Annotated in this window: 16 protein-coding genes; 9 read left to right on the top strand and 7 right to left on the bottom strand. The window is 69.7% G+C overall.

Features of this window, described 5'->3' with window-relative positions; translation table 11 throughout:
* Positions 1 to 23 precede the first annotated feature (23 nt).
* A complete protein-coding gene (locus ACFULQ_RS14575; RefSeq protein ID WP_383542985.1) occupies positions 24 to 893 on the bottom strand; it encodes a glycerophosphodiester phosphodiesterase in 870 nt (289 codons plus the stop codon).
* Positions 894 to 1173: 280 nt separating this feature from the next.
* Here ACFULQ_RS14575 and ACFULQ_RS14580 point away from each other — a divergent pair, with 280 nt between their 5' ends.
* The 7 genes from ACFULQ_RS14580 (at position 1174) to ACFULQ_RS14610 (ending at position 10111) form a co-directional block, all read left to right on the top strand.
* Positions 1174 to 2043, top strand: coding sequence for an MHYT domain-containing protein (locus tag ACFULQ_RS14580; RefSeq protein WP_383542988.1), 870 nt, complete (start codon positions 1174 to 1176; stop codon positions 2041 to 2043).
* A 364-nt stretch (positions 2044 to 2407) separates the two neighbouring features.
* Positions 2408 to 4546 (top strand): excinuclease ABC subunit UvrB, encoded by a 2139-nt coding sequence (uvrB, locus tag ACFULQ_RS14585; protein WP_383542991.1) that lies wholly within the window; start codon positions 2408 to 2410, stop codon positions 4544 to 4546.
* A 130-nt stretch (positions 4547 to 4676) separates the two neighbouring features.
* Positions 4677 to 5255, top strand: a complete 579-nt coding sequence (locus tag ACFULQ_RS14590) for a TerD family protein (protein ID WP_383542993.1) — start codon at positions 4677 to 4679, stop codon at positions 5253 to 5255.
* Positions 5256 to 5307: 52 nt separating this feature from the next.
* Positions 5308 to 7314 carry a TerD family protein gene (locus ACFULQ_RS14595; protein ID WP_383542996.1) on the top strand — a complete coding sequence of 669 codons (2007 nt, stop codon included), beginning with the start codon at positions 5308 to 5310 and terminating at the stop codon, positions 7312 to 7314.
* 226 nt (positions 7315 to 7540) lie between these two features.
* The gene (locus ACFULQ_RS14600; RefSeq protein ID WP_383542999.1) at positions 7541 to 8542 is read left to right on the top strand and encodes a TerC/Alx family metal homeostasis membrane protein; all 1002 of its coding nucleotides are present in this window, start codon (positions 7541 to 7543) and stop codon (positions 8540 to 8542) included.
* A 131-nt stretch (positions 8543 to 8673) separates the two neighbouring features.
* Positions 8674 to 8976: a hypothetical protein gene (locus tag ACFULQ_RS14605; RefSeq protein ID WP_383543002.1), complete on the top strand. Its 303-nt coding sequence runs from the start codon at positions 8674 to 8676 to the stop codon at positions 8974 to 8976.
* A 34-nt stretch (positions 8977 to 9010) separates the two neighbouring features.
* Positions 9011 to 10111 (top strand): calcium:proton antiporter, encoded by a 1101-nt coding sequence (locus ACFULQ_RS14610; protein WP_383543005.1) that lies wholly within the window; start codon positions 9011 to 9013, stop codon positions 10109 to 10111.
* Here ACFULQ_RS14610 and ACFULQ_RS14615 read toward each other — a convergent pair.
* Complete coding sequence (locus ACFULQ_RS14615; protein WP_383543008.1) at positions 10101 to 11414, bottom strand: MFS transporter; 1314 nt, start codon at positions 11412 to 11414, stop codon at positions 10101 to 10103. The two genes, ACFULQ_RS14610 and ACFULQ_RS14615, sit on opposite strands and share 11 nt — an antisense overlap.
* A gap of 62 nt (positions 11415 to 11476) precedes the next feature.
* On the bottom strand, positions 11477 to 12523 hold the full coding sequence (locus ACFULQ_RS14620) for a S66 peptidase family protein (RefSeq protein WP_383543011.1): 1047 nt from the start codon (positions 12521 to 12523) through the stop codon (positions 11477 to 11479).
* A gap of 85 nt (positions 12524 to 12608) precedes the next feature.
* Here ACFULQ_RS14620 and aroQ point away from each other — a divergent pair, with 85 nt between their 5' ends.
* On the top strand, positions 12609 to 13082 hold the full coding sequence (gene aroQ / locus ACFULQ_RS14625; RefSeq protein WP_383543014.1) for a type II 3-dehydroquinate dehydratase: 474 nt from the start codon (positions 12609 to 12611) through the stop codon (positions 13080 to 13082).
* A 58-nt stretch (positions 13083 to 13140) separates the two neighbouring features.
* On the opposite strand, the gene ACFULQ_RS14630 is transcribed toward aroQ, so the two are convergent.
* The 4 genes from ACFULQ_RS14630 to ACFULQ_RS14645 all read right to left on the bottom strand — a co-directional run bounded on the left by ACFULQ_RS14630 (position 13141) and on the right by ACFULQ_RS14645 (position 19201).
* Positions 13141 to 13899: an amino acid ABC transporter ATP-binding protein gene (locus ACFULQ_RS14630; RefSeq protein WP_383543017.1), complete on the bottom strand. Its 759-nt coding sequence runs from the start codon at positions 13897 to 13899 to the stop codon at positions 13141 to 13143.
* Positions 13896 to 14786, bottom strand: a complete 891-nt coding sequence (locus ACFULQ_RS14635; protein WP_383543020.1) for an amino acid ABC transporter permease — start codon at positions 14784 to 14786, stop codon at positions 13896 to 13898. Before ACFULQ_RS14635 ends, ACFULQ_RS14630 begins: the two co-directional genes overlap by 4 nt.
* Positions 14783 to 15667, bottom strand: a complete 885-nt coding sequence (locus ACFULQ_RS14640) for an ABC transporter substrate-binding protein (RefSeq protein WP_383543023.1) — start codon at positions 15665 to 15667, stop codon at positions 14783 to 14785. The genes ACFULQ_RS14635 and ACFULQ_RS14640 overlap by 4 nt, the downstream gene beginning before the upstream one ends.
* 819 nt (positions 15668 to 16486) lie before the next feature.
* Complete coding sequence (locus ACFULQ_RS14645) at positions 16487 to 19201, bottom strand: protein kinase (RefSeq protein WP_383543036.1); 2715 nt, start codon at positions 19199 to 19201, stop codon at positions 16487 to 16489.
* Positions 19202 to 19852: 651 nt separating this feature from the next.
* Between ACFULQ_RS14645 and ACFULQ_RS14650 the strand changes: the two genes are divergently transcribed.
* On the top strand, positions 19853 to 20166 hold a 314-nt coding region (locus tag ACFULQ_RS14650), incomplete at its 3' end, for a hypothetical protein (RefSeq protein WP_383543025.1).

Raw genomic sequence — 20166 nt, forward strand, 5'->3', positions numbered from 1 at the left:
CCGCGACCTGCGGAAACGGCCTCCTAGCCGACCAGGGCGCCCCGTACCACGTCGGGTTTGTTGGTGATGATGCCGTCGACGCCGTACCGGGCCACCCGCCGGGCCGCGTCCGCGGTGTTCACGGTCCAGGCAGAGACCTCCAGCGGCTTGCCGTGCGGGCCCGTGAAGGCGTGGACGGCGGAGACGTACGCCGTGGAGAGGGAGGTGTACGACGAGTTGATCTGGTCCGCGAAGTCCGCGTACGCGGGCAGGTCCGCGACGCCCGGTGTCCCGAGGTAGCCGGTCTTCACACCGGGCTTGAGATCGTGGACGGCCCGCAGGCTGGCCGCGCTGAAGCTCTGCACGACGAGCCGGTTCCGGTGCCGCGGGTCGAACCAGCCCTCATTGCTCAGGAGCTTGAGGGTCTGCCGTTCGATGCCCGGGTACAGCTCCGGGTTCTTGAGTTCGAGGAGCAGCTTCTGACGGTGAAGATCGACTCGGTGCAGATACTGCTCCAGCGTCGGCACGCGCGCGCCCGCGTAGGAGGCGCCGAACCAGCTGCCCGCGTCCAGGCGGCGGATCTCGGCGGCGGTGAAGTCCTTCACCTTCCAGGGGGCCCGGCCCGGGAAGACCTCCTCGACGTCCGTGGTGCGCCGCAGGCTGTCGTCGTGCAGGACGACGAGTGCGCCGTCCCTGGTGCGCTGGACGTCGTTCTCGACCCAGACGGCGCCGAGCGCGGCGGCCTTGTCGACGGCGGCCAGGGTGTTCTCGGGGGCGCGGGCGGAGGCGCCCCGGTGGGCGATGATCACGGGCGGGCTGCCGTCCTCGACGGCGCGGACGTCGGTTGCGGGAAGCAGGAGGGCGGCGGTCCCCAGGAGCGCGGTGCTCAGGGCGGTCGCTGCGCGCGCGTGCATGCGTACTCCTCGCGTCGAGCAATCACGTACAGCACCACTGTGACAGCACCGGGTCACCGGCAGCGGGGTACAGAATGGACACATCCTGAACGGGCCCGTCCCAAGTCCGCTCACTGGTGCCGCACAACTGGGGCAAGGGCGTGTTTCTTTGCCGGAAAATCGTTCGACCATTCCGGTGGGGGTCATACTCTCTGCCTCGACCCCGACCGCCCGGGCGGTACTGGGAAGGGGCGTATTTCAGAGAATTCCAGGAAGTAAAAGGGCGGAAGGGTAGCCGCGCATGCAAGGCACGGTCGACGGATTCAGCTACGGACTCGTCACACCGCTGGTGGCTTACCTCATGGCCTGCCTCGGCGGGGCCCTCGGCCTGCGTTGCACCACCAGATCCATGCTGGTCAGCCGCTCCTGGCGCCCTGGCTGGCTGGCTCTCGGCTCGACGGCGATCGCCTCCGGCATCTGGACCATGCACTTCGTGGCGATGATGGGGTTCAAGGTCGAGGAGGCGCCGATCCACTACGACAGGGGCATCACCTTCGCCAGCCTCGGCGTGGCCATCGTCATGGTGGGCATCGGCGTCTTCATCGTCGGCTACCGGGGTGCGCGGGGGACGGCCCTGATGACCGGCGGCGCCGTCACCGGTCTCGGCATCGCCTCCATGCACTACCTGGGCATGGCGGGCATGCGCCTGAACGGACAGCTGGAGTACAACACCGTGACCGTGGGCGTCTCCGTGGTCATAGCCGTCGTCGCCGCCACCGCCGCCCTGTGGGCCGCCGGGCAGGTCAGGGGCTTCCTGTGGAGCGTGGGCGCGAGCCTCGTCATGGGCCTCGCCGTCACGGGCATGCATTACACCGGCATGGCCGCCCTCAGTGTCCATCTGCACAGCACGGGCGCCCCCGCCTCGGGTGACTCGCCCGCCTCCCTGCTGGCGCCCATGATGATCGGTCCGCTCGCCTTCCTGCTGCTCGCGGGTGTCGTCGTGATGTTCGATCCGCTGATGGTCATGGGCAAGCCCGTGTGGTCCCCGGCCGAGAACAAGCCCGGCGTCCCGGCCCGCGAGCTGGTCCACCCCCCGGCCGCCCGCCGCTCCTCGCTCCGCCCCCGCCGAGACGTGCCCCTCCGGGAATCCCGCACTCCGCAGAACCGCTGACCCCAAGCTCCGACCGGCGAGGACGGCTGCCCATCGCGCTGACTCCCGGGATCCGGGCTCAGCCGCTCCAGCCGCCCCGCGGACCCTTGGCCCGACCGCTCCAGCCGCCCCGCGGAACCTGTGCCCGCCCGCCGCTCCAGCAGCCGCGCAGAACCTGTGCCCGCCCGCCGCTCCAGCCGCCGTACGGGATCCGGGCCCGACCGCTCCAGCCTTCACCGGAAGCGCTGACCGCCGGCAGCTGCAAGCCGCCCGGAGCGCGGACCCACCGCTCCAGCCGCCACCCCGGACCGCCGCCCCCGCTTCCCCGCCGCGCAAAACCCCTGATCGGGACGCGTTGTCAGTGGGGAGTCGTACGGTTGACTCCATGCGGCCCGTTTCCCACATCGAACGTACGGTGGCGCCTTTCGAGGTCGTCAGCTCCTACCAGCCCAGCGGCGACCAGCCGGCAGCCATCGCCGAGCTGGCCAAGCGCATCGAGGCGGGTGAGAAGGACGTCGTCCTGCTCGGCGCGACCGGCACCGGAAAGTCCGCCACCACGGCGTGGATGATCGAGAAGCTCCAGCGCCCCACCCTCGTGATGGCCCCGAACAAGACCCTGGCCGCCCAGCTGGCGAACGAGTTCCGCGAGCTGCTGCCGAACAACGCGGTCGAGTACTTCGTCTCGTACTACGACTACTACCAGCCTGAGGCCTACGTCCCGCAGTCGGACACCTACATCGAGAAGGACTCCTCGATCAACGAGGAGGTCGAGCGGCTTCGCCACTCCGCGACCAACTCGCTGCTCACCCGCCGTGACGTCGTCGTGGTCGCCTCCGTCTCCTGCATCTACGGCCTGGGTACACCCCAGGAGTACGTGGACCGCATGGTCCCCCTCCGGGTCGGCGACGAAATCGACCGCGACCAGCTGCTGCGCCGCTTCGTCGACATCCAGTACACGCGCAACGACCTCGCCTTCACCCGCGGCACCTTCCGCGTGCGCGGCGACACCATCGAGATCTTCCCGGTCTACGAGGAGCTCGCCGTCCGCATCGAGATGTTCGGCGACGAGATCGAGGCGCTGTCCACCCTCCATCCGCTCACCGGCGAGATCATCAGCGACGACGAGCAGCTGTACGTCTTCCCGGCCTCCCACTACGTCGCGGGCCCCGAGCGCATGGAGCGGGCCGTCAACGACATCGAGAAGGAGCTGGGGGAGCGGCTCGCCGAGCTGGAGAAGCAGGGCAAGCTCCTGGAGGCCCAGCGCCTGCGCATGCGCACCACCTACGACCTGGAGATGCTCCGCCAGATCGGCTCCTGCTCCGGTGTCGAGAACTACTCGATGCACTTCGACGGCCGCCTGCCCGGCTCCCCGCCGAACACCCTCCTGGACTACTTCCCGGACGACTTCCTCCTCGTCATCGACGAGTCGCATGTGACCGTGCCCCAGATCGGCGCGATGTACGAGGGCGACGCCTCCCGCAAGCGCACCCTCGTCGACCACGGCTTCCGGCTCCCCTCGGCCCTGGACAACCGCCCGCTGAAGTGGGAGGAGTTCACGGAGCGCATCGGCCAGACGGTCTACCTGTCGGCGACGCCCGGCAAGTACGAGCTCTCGCGCGGGGACGGCGTCGTCGAGCAGATCATCCGCCCCACCGGCCTGGTCGACCCCGAGGTCGTCGTCAAGCCCACCGAGGGCCAGATCGACGACCTGGTGCACGAGATCCGCACCCGCACCGAGAAGGACGAGCGGGTCCTGGTCACCACGCTCACGAAGAAGATGGCCGAGGACCTCACCGACTACTTCCTGGAGCTCGGCATCCAGGTCCGCTATCTGCACAGCGACGTCGACACCCTGCGCCGCGTGGAGCTGCTGCGCGAGCTGCGCGCCGGCGAGTTCGACGTCCTGGTCGGCATCAACCTCCTCAGGGAGGGCCTCGACCTGCCCGAGGTCTCCCTGGTCGCGATCCTCGACGCCGACAAGGAGGGCTTCCTGCGCTCCGGCACCTCACTGATCCAGACCATCGGCCGCGCCGCGCGCAATGTCTCCGGCCAGGTCCACATGTACGCCGACAAGATCACCCCGGCGATGGAGAAGGCCATCGAGGAGACCAACCGGCGCCGGGAGAAGCAGGTCGCGTACAACAAGGAGCGGGGCATCGACCCCCAGCCGCTGCGCAAGAAGATCAACGACATCGTGGCGCAGATCGCCCGCGAGGACGTGGACACCGAGCAGCTGCTGGGCTCCGGCTACCGCAAGGGCAAGGACGGCAAGGGCGCCAAGGCCCCGGTGCCGGCCCTCGGCGGCAAGGCGGCGGGCACCAAGGCGGCCAAGGGCAAGGCCGCCAAGGAGACCGTCCCGACCGACCGTCCCGCGGCCGAACTCACCGAGCAGATCGAGGAGATGACGGCACGCATGCGTGCGGCCGCCGCCGACCTCCAGTTCGAGATCGCGGCCCGGCTGCGTGACGAGGTGTCCGAGATGAAGAAGGAGCTCCGGCAGATGAAGGAGGCGGGCCTGGCCTGACCTCATCGCGCTGTGTTGCAAGACCGACACAAAGTGCGCTCCGGGGTGCGTCACCGTCAGGGCCCCTGCGTAGGGTTCTGGACAACCGCGGACGCCGCGGCAACAGGGGACAGCGAGAGGGGTTCGGCGCGTGACCGTCAACATGACCAAGGGTCAGGCCATCAGCCTGCAGAAGAACGACGGAGGCAGCCTGACCGCGGTGCGCATGGGCCTCGGCTGGCAGGCGGCTCCCCGCCGCGGCCTGTTCGGCTCGCGCACGCGAGAGGTCGACCTCGACGCCTCCGCCGTCCTGTTCGCGGACAAGCAGCCCGTCGACGTCGTCTTCTTCCGCCACCTGGTGAGCGACGACGGCTCGGTCAAGCACACCGGTGACAACCTCGTCGGCGGCGTCGGCCAGGGCGGGGACGACGAGGCGATCCTCGTCGACCTGGCCCGCGTCCCGGTCCACATCGACCAGATCGTCTTCACCGTGAACTCCTTCACGGGCCAGACCTTCCAGGAGGTGCAGAACGCCTTCTGCCGACTGGTGGACGAGACCAACGGCCAGGAACTGGCCCGCTACACCCTCGCCGGCGGCGGCTCCTACACCGCCCAGATCATGGCGAAGGTGCACCGGAACGGTCCGGGCTGGACGATGACGGCCCTCGGCACTCCCGCCAACGGCCGGACCTTCCAGGACCTGATGCCGGCGATCCTGCCGCACCTGTAACCGGCCCGCCGAGCGGCAGCCGACCGACAACACGACACAGGGGGAGAAGGCGATGACGGCCGAGCTGGTGCGGGGGCAGAACCACCCGCTCTCCCAGGCCCGTCTCGAGATCCGGATCGCGGCCGGTACGCCGGTCGTGGCCGGTGCCACGCTCGGCGACGAGCACGGCACGGTGCACGGCGCCGAGTGGGTCGTCCATCCCGGCGCACCCACCCTGCCGGGTCTGGAGGTCTCCCGGCAGGCCGCCGCCGACCACCGTCTCGCGGTCGACCTGGGTGCGGTGCCGGAGACCGTCCACCGGGTGCATGTGCTGCTCGCCCTGCCCACGGCGGGCGGCCCCGTGAACTTCGGTGCCGTCGCCGCCCCGTTCGTCGCGGTCACCGGCCTCGACGGCACCGAGCTCGCCAGCTACACCATCATCGGTCTGGACGCCGAGTCGGCGGTCGTCGCGCTGGAGCTCTACCGCCGCCAGGGCGCCTGGAAGGTGCGCGCAGTGGGCCAGGGCTACGCGGGCGGCCTCGCCGAACTCCTCGGCGACCAGGGCCTTCCTCAGGCCCACCGGATCGCGAGCGGCATCCACGAGGCGGTGGCCCAGAGCCTGGCCCGCGCGGTGCCGATGCCGCCGCCGCTCACGGCCGACTCCGACCGCCCCCGCCAGACGGCCACTCCCACCCCGGGCCCGGAACAGGGCTCCTCCGCGGCCCAGGGCGCCCCCGGTGCCGTACCGCCGCAGCCGCCGCTGTCGCCGTACGGCGCACAGGGCACTCCAGCGGTCGGGGCGCCCCAGTCCGGATACGCCCAGGGTCCCCAGGACGCCTCCGTGCAGCCACCCACGGTCGGCGGTCCCATCGACTACAGCCACCCCCGCCGGCAGAGCGCCGCCCCGCCGCCCGCGCCCACCGCGCCTCCCGCCGAACCCGGGCAGCCGGCGCGGCCCGTCGCCGGGGACGCGACCGGGTGGTCCATGGACGAGCGGCTCTACAACCAGGTGTGGGGCATGTTCGAGGACCTGGCCCGCTCCACGGCCGCGTACCGCAGCGCCGTCGACTTCGCCGAGTCGCGGATGGAGAAGGAGCTCGACGCGGCCCTCGCCGACCCGCGCAGCCGGATCGGCGGACAGGGCGACGCCGCGCGGGAGGCGGCCCATGCCAAGCACGCCCAGCTCGTCGAACAGGCCCGTGCGGTCTACGACCGGGATCTCGCCCAGCTCACGGCCGAGTCCGAGGTGGTCGAGCCCGCCCTGCCGCCCGCGTACGCCCGCTGGGACAACCCGGTCTGGCACGGCTACCGGGTGCCCTTCGAGGTCCCCATGGCCGTGCGCCTGGGCGATCTGCATCTGCCCGAGTGCGCCGAGCTGCGCATCCCGATGCTGGTCAGGCTGCCGCTGGAGCGCGGCCTGTGGATCGACAGCGGAGCCGCCGGATCCCTCGACGGCTCGTTCCTCGACGCCCACGAACTGCACCGCCTCGCCATGGACACGGCCGTGGCGCTCGCGGCCCGGCTGATCGCCGTGCATCCCGCCGGTGACTTCACCCTGCACGTCATCGACCCGGCGGGCTCGGGGGCCCAGGCGCTCGCGCCGCTGGCGCGGGCCGGTGTGCTCGCCGCCCCGCCCGCTGTCGGAGCCGCGGGTGTCGCCGACACCCTCGCGCGGCTCACCCAGCGCGTCGACCTGGTGCAGATGGCGATCCGCGGCGGCGCGGCCGACTCCCTCCCGCCCGGGGTGGACGCCTCCGAACAGCTCCTGATCGTCAACGACTTCCCGCACGGCTTCGACGACCGGGCGGTCACCCAGCTGCGCTATCTCGCGGACGAGGGCCCGTCCGTCGGCGTCCACCTGATGATGGTCGCGGACCGTGACGAGGCTTCCGCCTACGGCCCCCTCCTCGACCCCCTGTGGCGCTCGTTGATGCGCCTGACCCCGGTGCCCGACGACCATCTCGCCGACCCCTGGGTCGGGCACGCCTGGACCTATGAGCCTGCCCTCGTCCCGCCCGGCAGCCAGGTGCTCCAGCAGGTCCTGACGCAGGTCGCAGCGGCTCGCACCAAGTACTCGTAAAGGCACTCCCACCTGCTTATTTGACTTTTATTTTGCCAATCGCTTTACCTTTCCTTGGTGATTGGGTACCGTTGAGGGCACGGAGGGGAGTACTCCCTGTCGACTGCGGCGTACCCGTCAATACGGATCAGGCCTGATCCCGGGGCGCCGGCCCACCGTGGGTGGAAGAGACCTCCGGCAGCGCGACGACGCTGGTTACTTGCCGTTACGTATTGCCGGAGGAACTGTGGATGTTTCCGTGACCCTGTGGGTCCTGACCGTGTTGGGCCTCGCCGCCCTGATCGCGGTCGACTTCTTCATCGGCCGCAAGCCGCACGACGTGTCCATCAAGGAAGCGGGCATCTGGACCGTCGTCTGGATCGCCCTGGCCGGACTCTTCGGCCTCGGGCTGCTGATCTTCGGCGGCGGACAGGCCGGCGGTGAGTTCTTCGCGGGCTTCATCACCGAGAAGTCCCTGAGCGTGGACAACCTCTTCGTCTTCGTCCTGATCATGGCGAAGTTCGCGGTGCCCTCGCAGTACCAGCAGCGGGTGCTCCTCGTCGGCGTCCTCATAGCGCTGGTGCTGCGGGCGATCTTCATCGCCGCCGGCGCCGCGATCCTCGCCAGCTTCGCCTGGGTGTTCTACATCTTCGGTGCCTTCCTCATCTGGACCGCCTGGAAGCTCATCCAGGAGGCCCGCGCCGACGAGGAGGACGAGGAGTTCGAGGAGAACAAGCTGCTCAAGGCCGCCGAGCGCAGGTTCGGTGTCGCCGACCGCTACCACGGCACCAAGCTGTGGATCGTGGAGAACGGCAAGCGGGTCATGACCCCGATGCTGGTCGTGATGCTCGCCATCGGCACCACCGACGTGCTCTTCGCGCTCGACTCCATCCCCGCGATCTTCGGCCTGACCCAGGACCCGTACATCGTCTTCACGGCCAACGCGTTCGCCCTGATGGGTCTGCGGCAGCTGTACTTCCTCATCGGCGGCCTGCTGAAGAAGCTGGTCCACCTCAGCTACGGCCTGTCGATCATCCTCGGTTTCATCGGCGTCAAGCTGGTGCTGCACGCCCTGCACGAGTCCGGGGTCCATGTCCCCGAGATCAGCATCCCGGTCTCGCTCGGCGTGATCTGCTCGGTCCTGATCGTGACCACGCTCACCAGTCTCCGTGCCTCCAGGAAGCAGGCGGCGGCCGAGGCGGCGCAGGCCGAGAGCGAAGGCGCTCCGAAGGACAGCATCGAGGCCTGACCACGGTCGACGTAGGAAGAACCACCACCAGGAGCGGCGCGCGGCGAATTGCCGGGCACCGCTCCTGGTGCTTGCTTGGTTCAAGAGCGCGTACCCCGGCCCGGGGGCGCCGTGGCCGGCTGGAGACACCCATGAAGTTCGTGCAGATCATCGGCTTCGAGACGGAGCGCCTGGACGAGATGCGGCAGCTGATGCAGGAGGCGGGTCAGCGCAACGAGGGCAGCACGGGCGGCCCGACCCACCGCATGCTCCTGAAGGACCGCGACAAGCCCAACCACTACCTGGCAGTGATCGAGTTCGAGTCGTACGACGAGGCCATGCGCAACAGTGACGCCCCCGAGACGGGCAAGCTGGCGGAGCAGTTGGGCGCACTGACCATCGGCGAGCGCGTCTACACCAACTGCGACGTTCTGGAATCGGGCGAACTCAAGTAGTGCAAGGCCGGTTCGGCTCTGGGACGATCGCTGCATGATCGCTCGGCTCAGGTCGCTCACCACGAGCTGGACGTCCGTCGTGCCGGTGCTCGCGGTCGTCCTGCTGGTGTTCACCTGGGGGCGCGATCTGCCCGGTGCGGTCGTGGTGCTCGTGACCGTGGTCCTCGCGGGAGCCGTGCTGGCGGCCGTGCACCACGCCGAGGTGGTGGCACACCGGGTCGGTGAACCGTTCGGCTCGCTCGTCCTCGCGGTCGCCGTCACCATCATCGAGGTCGCCCTCATCGTCACCCTGATGGCGGACGGCGGCGACAAGAGTTCCACCCTGGCCAGGGACACGGTGTTCGCGGCCGTGATGATCACCTGCAACGGCATCGTCGGCATCAGCCTCCTGGTGGCCTCGCTGCGCCACGGCACCGCCGTGTTCAACCCCGAGGGCACCGGCGCCGCCCTGGCCACGGTCGCCACCCTGGCCACCCTGAGCCTGGTGCTGCCGACCTTCACGACGAGCAAGCCGGGCCCGGAGTTCTCCACCACGCAGCTGACCTTCGCCGCGCTGTCCTCGCTGGTCCTGTACGGCCTGTTCGTGACGACCCAGACCGTACGGCACCGCGACTACTTCCTCCCGATCACCCGCCAGGGAGAGGTGATCACGGGCGACGACCACGCCGAGGTGCCCACCGCCCGCACCGCGCTGATCAGCCTGAGCCTGCTGGGCCTCGCCCTGATCGGGGTGGTCGGCCTCGCCAAGGGCGTCTCGCCGACCATCGAGTCCGGCGTGGCCAAGGCCGGCCTCCCGCATGCCGTCGTCGGTGTGATCATCGCCCTGCTGGTGCTGCTCCCCGAGACCATCGCGGCCCTTCGCTCCGCCCGCCGCGACCGTGTGCAGACCAGCCTCAACCTCGCCCTCGGCTCGGCCATGGCCAGCATCGGCCTGACCATCCCCGCGGTCGCCCTGGCGTCCGTGTGGCTCTCCGGCCCGCTCGTCCTCGGCCTCGGCGCCACCCACATGGTGCTGCTGGCCCTGACCGTGGTGGTGAGCTCGCTGACCGTGGTGCCGGGCCGGGCCACCCCGCTCCAGGGCGGCGTCCACCTGGTGCTGTTCGCGGCCTATCTGGAGCTGGCGATCAACCCGTGACGGGTTCGGCCCCTTCCGCGACCGCCAGGGGCTCCGGCCGTGTCTCCGGCAGCAGCGCGAAGCACCCGAGACTGAGCAGCGCGATCCCGGTCAGATACGCGCCCACGCCCCAGGGCACCCGCCCGCCGTGCTCCACCAGAGTCGTCGCCACGATCGGTGTGAGCGCGCCGCCGACGACCCCGCCGAGGTTGTAGCCGACCGCGGCACCCGTGCAGCGCACCCGGGGCTCGTACAGCTCCGGCAGATAGGCGGCGATCACCGCGAACATGGTGATGAACGCGATCATCGCGCCCAGGAACCCGAGGAACATCGGCAACGGCTCCCCGGTCGCGAGGAGCGCCACCAACGGGAACATCCACAGCGCGGCCGCCGCGCATCCGGCGAGGCACAACGGCCGCCGCCCGTACCGGTCCCCGAGCAGCGCGAACACCGGCGTGAGCGAGCCCTTCACCAGCACCGCGGCCATGATGCAGGTCAGCATGACCGTACGGCTCACCCCGAGCCGCTCGGTCGCGTACGCGAGGGACCAGGTCGTCACGGCGTAGAAGATCGCGTACCCGATGGCGAGCGCCCCGGCCGTCAGCAGGACGAGCCGCCAATGGCCGCGCGCCACCTCGACGAGCGGTACGCGCGCGTGGTCGTCGATCTCCAGGAAGCTGGGGCTCTCCGCGAGCGAGGAACGCAGCCACAGCCCCACCGCCGCCAGCACCCCGGCCGCCCAGAACGGCACCCGCCAGCCCCATGCGGCGAACTGCGCCTCGGTCAGGCCGGCCGACAGCGCCAGCACCACCCCGTTGGCGAGCAGGAAGCCCAGGGCGGGACCCACCTGCGGGAAGCTCGTCCACAGCCCGCGTCGCTCGGCGGGCGCGTGCTCCGCCGTCAGCAGCACGGCCCCGCCCCACTCCCCGCCGAGCCCCAGCCCCTGGAGAAAACGCAGCACCAGGAGCAGCACGGGTGCGGCGACACCGATCGTGTCGTACGTCGGGACACAGCCGACCGCGACCGTCGCTGCCCCGGTCAGCAGCAGCGAGGCCACGAGCACCGGCCGCCGCCCGTGCCGGTCCCCGATGTGCCCGAACAGCACCGACCCGAGCGGCCGCGCGACGAACCCCACGCCGAACGTCCCGAAGGCGGCCAGTGTCCCCACCACCGGCGAGAACGTCGGGAAGAACAGCGGCCCCAGGACCAGCGCGGCGGCCGTCCCGTAGACGAAGAAGTCGTAGAACTCGATGGCCGTCCCGGCGAGCGAGGCGGCCGCGAGGCGCGGCAGGGAGGGCGCCCTTACGGTGCGTACGTCGTGCATGCCGCGTCAACTACCCACCGTGATCAAGAGTTACGGGGGCGCGTGAGCGCGCGCGGGAGTGATCAGTACGTGACGGTGATGCGCCGGGCGGGACCGTCGACGCGGACGAGGCCGCCGTAGGGGATGACGAGTTGGGGATCGGTGTGGCCGTAGTCCACGTCGAAGACGATGGTGGTGTTGGGGGCATACACCCGCATGGCGTGCAGTACGGCCTCGCGCTGGTCGGCGGCGTAACGATCCGCCTCCTCAGGGCTGTTGGGGCATTCGAAGGACCAGGTCTTCGGGCGGCCCATCAGCAGGGCGGAGAAGCGTTGCAGCAGGCCGCGCTCGCCCATGTTGCGCAGCGTGCGGAAGACCTCGACGGCGCTCGGCATCTCCTCGGAGGTCTCCAGGAGCAGCACTCCGCCGTCGTACTCACTGAGATCGCGCGCGATCTCGCGGTCGGCCATCAGCAGCCAGCCCAGGATCTCCAGACAGCCGCCCCAGGCGCGGCCCTCCACCGCCCGGTCGGCGTTCACCCAGGTCCAGCCGTGGCCGGGGCGGGTTACGGGTTCCGCGTCGAAGGTGGCGGGATCGGCCCAGTCGCGGTTGACGTCGTTCCAGCGATCGGCGGCGGTGAGTTCGTAGGGGCCGGAGGTGAACAGGGCGGCCCGCAGGGAGTCGGCGGTCAGCGGCTCCATGGCCACCGGCCGGCCGAGCGCGGTCATCACGGTCGCGCCGTGATAGCCGACGATGCCCGTGGTGTACAGGTACGCGAGCAGGTTGGTGTTGTCGCTCATCCCGAAGAACGGCTTCGGGTTCGAGCGGATCAACTCCCGGTCCAGGAACGGCAGGACGGTGATCTGGTCGTCACCGCCGATGGACGCCATGACCGCCTTGACGTCCGGGTCGGCGAAGGCCGCGTGGATGTCGGCGGCGCGCTCCTGGGGCGTCGAGCCCATCCTGCGGGTGGTCGGATACTCGACCGGCTCCAGCCCGTACTCCTTGCGCAGCCGCTCCAGTCCGAGCTCGAAGGGGCGTGGGAAGAGCCCCGGCAGGCCGGCGCCGGGGGAGAGGACGGCGATGCGGTCGCCGGGTACGGGCTTGGAGGGGTACGAGAGCGCGGTCATGCCGGGAGGGTACGGGCGGCACCGCGCGCGGCGCACCGTGATAAACCGGGGACGAGCAGCCCATCCGCACCGGACCGGAGGAACCGTGCCCCGCACCCTGGCCAACGCCCCGATCATGATCCTCAACGGCCCCAACCTGAACCTGCTCGGCCAGCGGCAGCCGGAGATCTACGGCAAGGACACCCTGGCCGACGTCGAGGCCCTGTGCGCCAAGGCGGCGGCCGCGCACGGCGGCACGGTGGACTTCCGCCAGTCCAACCACGAGGGCGAACTGGTCGACTGGATCCACGAGGCACGGCTGAACCACTGCGGGATCGTCATCAACCCCGGCGCCTACTCGCACACCTCGGTCGCGATCCTGGACGCGCTCAACACCTGCGACGGGCTGCCGGTGCTGGAGGTGCACATCTCCAACATCCACCAGCGCGAGGCCTTCCGGCACCACTCCTACGTCTCGCTGCGCGCGGACGGGGTCATCGCGGGGTGCGGGGTGCAGGGGTACGTGTTCGGCGTGGAGCGGGTGGCGGCGCTGGCGGGGCCGACGCGGGCCGAGGCGTAGGACTTGTAAGGAGGACCTGTAATAGGCGCCCGCAATAGCAGGTGCCTATTACAGCCGCTTACAGCCGCCCCGCCTCCACGATCCGCCGCAGGAAGCGCTGCGTGCGCTCCTGCTGCGGGTCGCCGAAGATCTGTTCGGCCGTACCGCGCTCCAGGACGACCCCCGAGTCCAGAAAACAGACCTGGTCGGCGACCTCGCGCGCGAAGCCCATCTCGTGGGTGGCCAGCACCATGGTCATCCCGTCGCCCTTGAGGTCACGCACGACGTTCAGGACCTCGCCGACCAGCTCCGGGTCGAGCGCTGCGGTGATCTCGTCGAGGAGCAGCAGCCGGGGCCGTACGGCGAGGGCCCGCACGATCGCCACACGCTGCTGCTGACCGCCGCTGAGCCGGTCGGGGTACTCGTCCGCCTTCCCGCCCAGCCCGAGCCGCTCCAGAAGCTCCCGAGCGTGCTCCTCGGCCTCCGCGCGGGCCACGCCGTGCACCCGGCGCGGGGCGAGCGTGATGTTCTCCAGCACGGTCATGTGCGGGAAGAGGTTGTACGCCTGGAACACCACGCCGATACGGCGCCGTACCGCGTCCTGGTCCACCCGCGGATCGGTGATCTCCTCGTCGTCCAGCCAGATGGCGCCGTCGTCGATCTCCTCCAGGAGGTTGGCGCAGCGCAGCAGGGTCGACTTGCCGGAGCCGGAGGCGCCGATCAGCGCGGTCACCGTGTGCGGGGCGACCTCCAGGTCGACGTCCCGCAGCACGACCGAGCCGCCGAAGGTCTTGCGGACGGACTCCATCCGCAGCACCGGCGCGTCTGTGTCGCTCATGCGACTCCTCCCTGGGCCCGCCGGCGGTCCATGCGTGCCGTCACCCAGTCCGTCAGGCGGGTCATCGGGATGGTCAGTGCCACGAACACCAGGCCCGCGACGATGTACGGCGTGTAGTTGAGGCTCCGCCCGACGATGATGTCGGCGGCCCGTACGGCGTCGATCGCGCCGCCGATGGACACCAGACCGGTGTCCTTCTGGAGGGACACCAGGTCGTTCAGCAGGGGCGGCACCTGGCGGCGCACCGCCTGCGGCAGCACCACGTACCGCAGCGCCTGCCGGTTGGAGAGACCGAGCGAGCGGGCCGCGGCGCGCTGCGAGGGGTGCACGGACTCGATGCCGGCGCGGAAGACCTCGGCCACGTACGCCGAGTACGTCAGCGTGAGCGCCGTGCCGCCCAGCCACACCGGGTCGACCGTCACGCCCTGGAGCCGCAGCGCCGGTACACCGAGGACGACGATCATGAGGTTGATGATGAGCGGAAGGCCGCGGAAGAAGTCCGTGTAGGCGGCGGCCAGGACCCGCAGCGGGAAGAACACCGGCCCGCGCAGGGTGCGGGCGATGGCGATGAGCATCCCGAGGACCAGGACGGCCGCGCCGCAGATGAACAGCAGCCGGACGTTCAGCCACAGCCCTTCGAGGACCTTCGGGAACGCCTCGCGCGCGTACTGCCCGTTGAAGAACGTCTCCTTGGTGCGCGGCCAGCCGGGCGCGTTGACGACGACCAGGTAGAGGACGACGGCGGTGAGCAGGGTCGAGACCGCGGCGATCGCCGTCGCGCGGCGGGAGCGGGCACGCTTGAGGGCCTCCCGCTCGATCCGCCGCTGCGACGGTGTGTACGAGTCGCCCGCGTCCTCCGGGCGGGCCTCGTCCTTCGTGAGCGTCACTTGAGGACCGGGGCGGCGACGGCGTCCGAGAGCCACTGCTGCTCCAGTTTGGCGAGCGTGCCGTCCTTGCGGAGCGCGTCGACGGCCCCCGTCACGCAGGAGGTGAGCGCGCTGCCCTTGTCGAGCACGAGCCCGAACTGCTCGGGCGTGCCGCCCTGGTTCTCGAACTGCCCGACGATCGTGCCGTCCGTCACCTCGGCCGCGGTGATGTAGAAGGCGGTGGGCAGGTCGACGACGATGGCGTCCACCTGCTTGTTCTGCAGGGCGGACTTGGCCTGGTCGTTCTTGGCGTACGCGGCGGCCTCCTGGGTCGGCTTCACCACGTCCTGGATGTAGTTCAGGCTCGTCGTGCCGACCTGGGCGCCGAGCTTGAGGCCCTTCAGGTCCGCGATGCTCTTCGCCTTGGCGGCCTTGGTGCCCTTGAGCGCGATGACGGCCTGGCGTACGTCGTAGTAGCCGGAGGAGAAGTCCACGGCCTTCTTGCGCTCGGCGCTGATCGACACCTGGTTGATGTCGAAGTCGAAGGTCTTCTCGCCGGGCGCGAAGGCCTTGTTGAAGGGGACGCTCTGCCAGACGACGGCGCTCTTGTCGTAGCCGAGCTGCTTCGCCACGGCGTAGGCGACGGCGGACTCGAAGCCCTTGCCGTTGGCCGGCTTGTCGTCCTTGAACCACGGCTCGTACGCGGGCTCGTCCGTCGCGATCGTCAGCTTGCCGGAGGTCTTGGTGGCCAGCTTGCCCTTGGCGCAGGCGTTACCGGTCGGCGCCGAGGCCTTGGCGCTCGCGTCGTCCTCCGGCTGCGGGGCGCAGCCCACGGCGGTGGCGAGCAGGGCTATGGATGCCGCGGCGACGGCGCGGCGCAGGGCGCGAGGGGCAGGGTGCATGGCGGGAGAGTGACAGTCCACTGTCCCGTTTGTCGAGGTCACAACGGCAATTGTCCGCATATTGGGAACGGGTGTTGCATTTTTGTGAACAGTTTTCGGACAGCTTGCCTGGGCCGCCGGCCGAGGGCGGGGATCGAAAGACCGGCGGCCCTTACCGCGCAGGAGCCGTCATCCTGTGCGGGGCTGCCCCCAGTTGACTGCGCAACCACCTGCGCCGGGAGCGCGTGTGTGGCACCGGCGTGTGTGAAGAGTTCACACGGGGCGCGCACAACCTCCCTTGCGCGCCCCGGCGTTCACCACCCCCGCGCGTGACACGGTGGGGGTTTCACCACCCCCGCGCGTGCCACTCCGGCAACTGCGGCCGTTCCGCGCCCAGCGTCGTGTCGTACGTGAACTCCCGCCCCAACCCCTTCGACGCGAACCCGGTCCTCGACGTCATAGCGGCCGCCTCGATGTGCCGGTCTCTCGCCGGGTGTTCTTTCGGCCCCGACGAGCCGGACCAACTCCGCCTCGAGGATGGCGGCTCCCCGGGCTACGGGACAGAGGCCCCCGACGTCCCCTGTCTCCTGACGCAATGCGGGCCTCAACGCACTGACTGTCGGCCTGGAGGAGGCGTACGCGCCGAAGGTGCGGGTCGACGCGATCCTGTCCGCGGTCTGGACCGCACGGGCGTGCACCAGGAGTGGGAGGCGGAGGACTGTGACGCGTTGCTCGTGCCAAAGGGGCGGTTGGGGGTGCCGACGGACGTGGCGCCGCCGGCGTTGAACATCGCGGCGTCGAGTTTTCGGACGGGGAGGACGGTGCGGGTGGACTGCGGCATCATTCCGACGGTGCAGGACCCATCGTCCGGGCGCCCCACCAGTCTGGGCCCATCGTCTCCGCTTCGCGACCGCCGGTCGTGGCGACGGGCGCCGAACGCAGTGCCTCCAGCCCGGCTTCCTCCCGTGCCTCGGGCGTCGCGGCCAGATCCCGCAAATACTCCTGTGGGTTCACCGGTCGGCCGTCGGGAGCGCGGGACAACATCCTGCCGAGCAAAGCACGCAGTTGTTCAGACACCCCGAGAGCGTCGACGGGGACGTCCGTGTTCACGATCTCGTAGATGACTTGATAGGGCTCGGAGGCGCTCCAGGGCAACACCCCGGTCAGACACTGATACATGAGGATGCCAAGTGTGTACAGGTCCGTCCTGATGTCCGAGTGGCTGCCCATGGCCTGTTCGGGGGCCATGTAGCCCGGTGTTCCGATCACCATCCCGGCGACTGTCAGCGATCGCTCGTGCCCGACTGAGGGTCGTGCGATGCCGAGGTCGATGATGACCGCACCACGCTCCGGGTGCAGCAGGACGTTGCTGGGCTTCAGGTCGATGCGGGAGACACCCATGGTGTCGATGAACGCGAGCGCCTCGCCGAGTTGTCTGCCGATCCTCGCGACCAGGCCCACGGGCAGCGGGCCGCGCTCGGCGAGAACCTCGTGCAGGGAGGGGCCCTCCACCAGTTCCATGATCAATGCAGGTTCTGTGTCCGGCCCCTCCAGGGCGTCGAGGGTTCGGACGATCTGCGGGTGGTTCAACTGCCGACTCAGCTCGACCTCTCGCCGGAACCTGGTGAGCATCTGCTCGTCCGTGCGCAGTCCGTGGTGCAGCACCTTGACGGCGATTGGCTGACCGGTGAGCAGGTCCCGCCCTCGGTAGACCGCCCCCATGCCGCCCTGCCCGAGCAGGCTGCTCATCTCGTACCGTTCGGCCAGGACCGCGACTGCCGGCGTGCCCGCTCCGATCGGCGCAGCGGGCGCGTCGGTAGCCGGTGCCGGTGGGGCAGCATGCCTGCCACCGGCTCCGACCATGGTGGAGCCGTACAGATCGGGGCCCGGCGGTGGGACGACGATCCCCAGATCCGCGCGCTCGCTCTCGCTGCTTCGGACGAAACCGGCCAGCTGCCGCTTGTAGGCGTCCGACAGCTTGTAGTACGCCAGAGGCGACTGGCTGCCTCCGTATTGCGTGGCGTCCGGCCGGCCGGGCTCGCTCACCACGTCCAGAACGCCGGCCCGTACCAGGTGCCGGAGCATCCGCTCCACCGCGGGCGGGGTCATTCGCAGCAGCGGATCGAGCCCCTCGGTACCTGTCACATCCGTGGAGGTGAAGGGTCTGCCCTCGCTGCGCAGGGTCCAGTCCACGACGTGATAGGCGCCGAGGAGCCGCCGGTCGTCATCGATGACCACGTTCGTCGATCCGTCGGGTGTGCCGGCCGCGATCGTCTCGGACACCACGCCCTCCAGACGAGCGTAGAAATCGACGCGCGCCCAGACCTCCTCGCTCACGCTCAAGGACGGCAGGCCGTCCTGCCACACCACCAGCGAGTTGAACTCCTGCAGCAGACGCCGCGGAACGCCGCGCGCCTTGAAGCGAAGGTAGGCGACGAACCGGGCCAGCCGCAGCTCGTCCGGGGAGGAGTAGGGGATGCGGTAAGTGGCATCGGGCGGGTACGTGATGTACGTGTGGGGTCCTATGGAACGTCCGCCGTGTGGTCCGGGCGTTCCGTTCGGGGCGGCAGGTGGACCCCAGGCAGATGGAGAAGCGTGCTGTTGTGGGCGGCCGGCCTCCACCAGCCCCCGCACGAGCCGACCGGGGGCGTCCCACAGGCACGGCACATACATCCGCCAGCCGAAGACGCTCTCGTAGACGCCGTTGCCCCGGTCGGAGTCCTGTAGGGCCCGGTCGTACAGATCGGGGCCAGCGACCACGATGAAATGGGCGCCCCGCGCGGTGAGCACGTTCTTTATCCGGCCCAGCAGCGCTTCGAAGTCGGCGATCGCGTCCGCCTTGTTGTCGGTGAGCTTGTCGACCTCGTCGAGGACGATCACCGGATGCACCCGGACCCGTGAGGCGGTGCGCCGGTGCCGCCTGCGCAGGAGACGGCGGGAACGCGGCCGCGGATCGGGGCGGCCCTCACTGCCGTTGAGGAGTTGGACGATACGGACCAGGTCGTGCTCCACGTCGGTCTCGGAATAGGCGAGGAAGGCCGCCTCGGTGGCCTGCGAGCGAGTCTTGCGGCCGCTGAAGCTCATGGTGGGCGACAACCGGTGCTGCGGGGCGAGCCCCAGCGTGGTGCCCCGCTCGGTGCTCTCGGACTGGGTCTGGGTGAACGACAGGGACGTGCGTGAATAGGCGAGCAGCAGGGCGCGCTGCACCTCGCGCGGCAGACGCGCCAGCAGGTCGCGGTCGTCGAGGCTCTCGAAGATCCGTCGGACGACCGCGAACAGCAGCTGATCGGTCGTCATGGTCCGTGCCACGTTCAAGTGCACGACCAGCATGACGTCCCGGTCGCCCCACAGGGCAGCGGTCTCGGCCAGCGCCCGCAGCACGAGTGTCGACTTGCCCACCCCGCGGAAGCCACTTACCAGGAAGGCTCCGCCATGGGAGTAGGTCAGCCGCTCTTTGAGGGTGTCGACCAGCACTTCGTGACCGAGTACCGGAATGGCCCGGTCCCCGGCCGGTAACGGCTCGTGGATGTACCGGAAGTGCCGGTGAAGCGGCATCTGCAGCACGACATCGTCCCCCCAACGCCTCTGTGCCGGAGCTGCCAGATTACGGGCCCGCCACCGTTCTGCGGCACACTCTGGCGAACTCCCCTCACGGGCAGTGACGGTCGCCCTCGTCAATGACCGCCGCTCTCGTGCCGGTACACCCTCGGCTACATGACGAACCGGACGTCCTCGGTCAGTCCGATGTCCGTGAGACGGTTGCCCGCGATCGCGATCACGTCCGCCAGGAGGTCCGGTTCCAACCAGCCTTTGGTCGTCCGTGTCGATCAGGTCCGCGGCCACCGTCGTCATCGCGGAGCGCGGCCGGCGGGGTTCTTATTCCCGGTCCGCCTGCGCAACCAGCTCGCGCGCTTTTCTGCCGTGAGGGACGGCCGGGGCGTCCGTGTCGCACGGTTAAAGCGCTGAAGTTCACGAGCGCCGGCCTGGAGCAAGCCCAGCATCTGTGCCGGATATCGCGGTCGAAGGCTGAACGCGACGTCTACCTCCACAACTGCCTCATACCTTGGGCCTACGACAAGACTCCAGCCGGAGGATCGGCGAATCTTCAGGAGTTCGCCGGAGACAAGCACTCGTGGTTCGCCGGCACGGAGGTTACCCGGGACGAGGTATGCGCCGCAGTCGACTTCCTCCAGGCTGAGAACCTTCATGAGCACTCAGCAGCCGCACACTTCGAACGTCACCAACAACTACCGTGACAGCGTCGTCGTCCAGGGGACGCCCCCGGCAGCAATTCTCGCCACGGGCCGCGGCAACATCCAGACCGTCAATCGGGGTGTGGATGGAGACGCGCTTGCCTCGCTCGTCGCCCAGCTACGTCATATTGCGCCGACCCTGGAGCTCTCCCAGCAAGACGCCAAGGAGCTCGCTGAGGAGATCGACTCTCTTGAGAGCGAAGGAGATGAGCCGACCCGGGGCCGCAGGATCATGCGTCGAATCGCACGTATCGTCACGCCCGCGGC

The organism is Streptomyces sp. NPDC057253 (assembly GCF_042669125.1).
In the GTDB taxonomy this organism is placed as follows: domain Bacteria; phylum Actinomycetota; class Actinomycetes; order Streptomycetales; family Streptomycetaceae; genus Streptomyces.

What these genes read in the sequence shown, in the direction of transcription:
- ACFULQ_RS14595 (WP_383542996.1), top strand. Translation starts at nt 5,308, where the DNA reads ATGACGGCCGAGCTGGTGCGGGGGCAGAACCACCCGCTCTCCCAGGCC.
- ACFULQ_RS14640 (WP_383543023.1), bottom strand. Translation starts at nt 15,667, where the DNA reads ATGCACCCTGCCCCTCGCGCCCTGCGCCGCGCCGTCGCCGCGGCATCC.
- ACFULQ_RS14620 (WP_383543011.1), bottom strand. Translation starts at nt 12,523, where the DNA reads ATGACCGCGCTCTCGTACCCCTCCAAGCCCGTACCCGGCGACCGCATC.
- ACFULQ_RS14645 (WP_383543036.1), bottom strand. Translation starts at nt 19,201, where the DNA reads ATGCCGCTTCACCGGCACTTCCGGTACATCCACGAGCCGTTACCGGCC.
- uvrB (WP_383542991.1), top strand. Translation starts at nt 2,408, where the DNA reads ATGCGGCCCGTTTCCCACATCGAACGTACGGTGGCGCCTTTCGAGGTC.
- ACFULQ_RS14605 (WP_383543002.1), top strand. Translation starts at nt 8,674, where the DNA reads ATGAAGTTCGTGCAGATCATCGGCTTCGAGACGGAGCGCCTGGACGAG.
- ACFULQ_RS14610 (WP_383543005.1), top strand. Translation starts at nt 9,011, where the DNA reads ATGATCGCTCGGCTCAGGTCGCTCACCACGAGCTGGACGTCCGTCGTG.
- ACFULQ_RS14575 (WP_383542985.1), bottom strand. Translation starts at nt 893, where the DNA reads ATGCACGCGCGCGCAGCGACCGCCCTGAGCACCGCGCTCCTGGGGACC.
- ACFULQ_RS14615 (WP_383543008.1), bottom strand. Translation starts at nt 11,414, where the DNA reads ATGCACGACGTACGCACCGTAAGGGCGCCCTCCCTGCCGCGCCTCGCG.
- ACFULQ_RS14630 (WP_383543017.1), bottom strand. Translation starts at nt 13,899, where the DNA reads ATGAGCGACACAGACGCGCCGGTGCTGCGGATGGAGTCCGTCCGCAAG.
- ACFULQ_RS14580 (WP_383542988.1), top strand. Translation starts at nt 1,174, where the DNA reads ATGCAAGGCACGGTCGACGGATTCAGCTACGGACTCGTCACACCGCTG.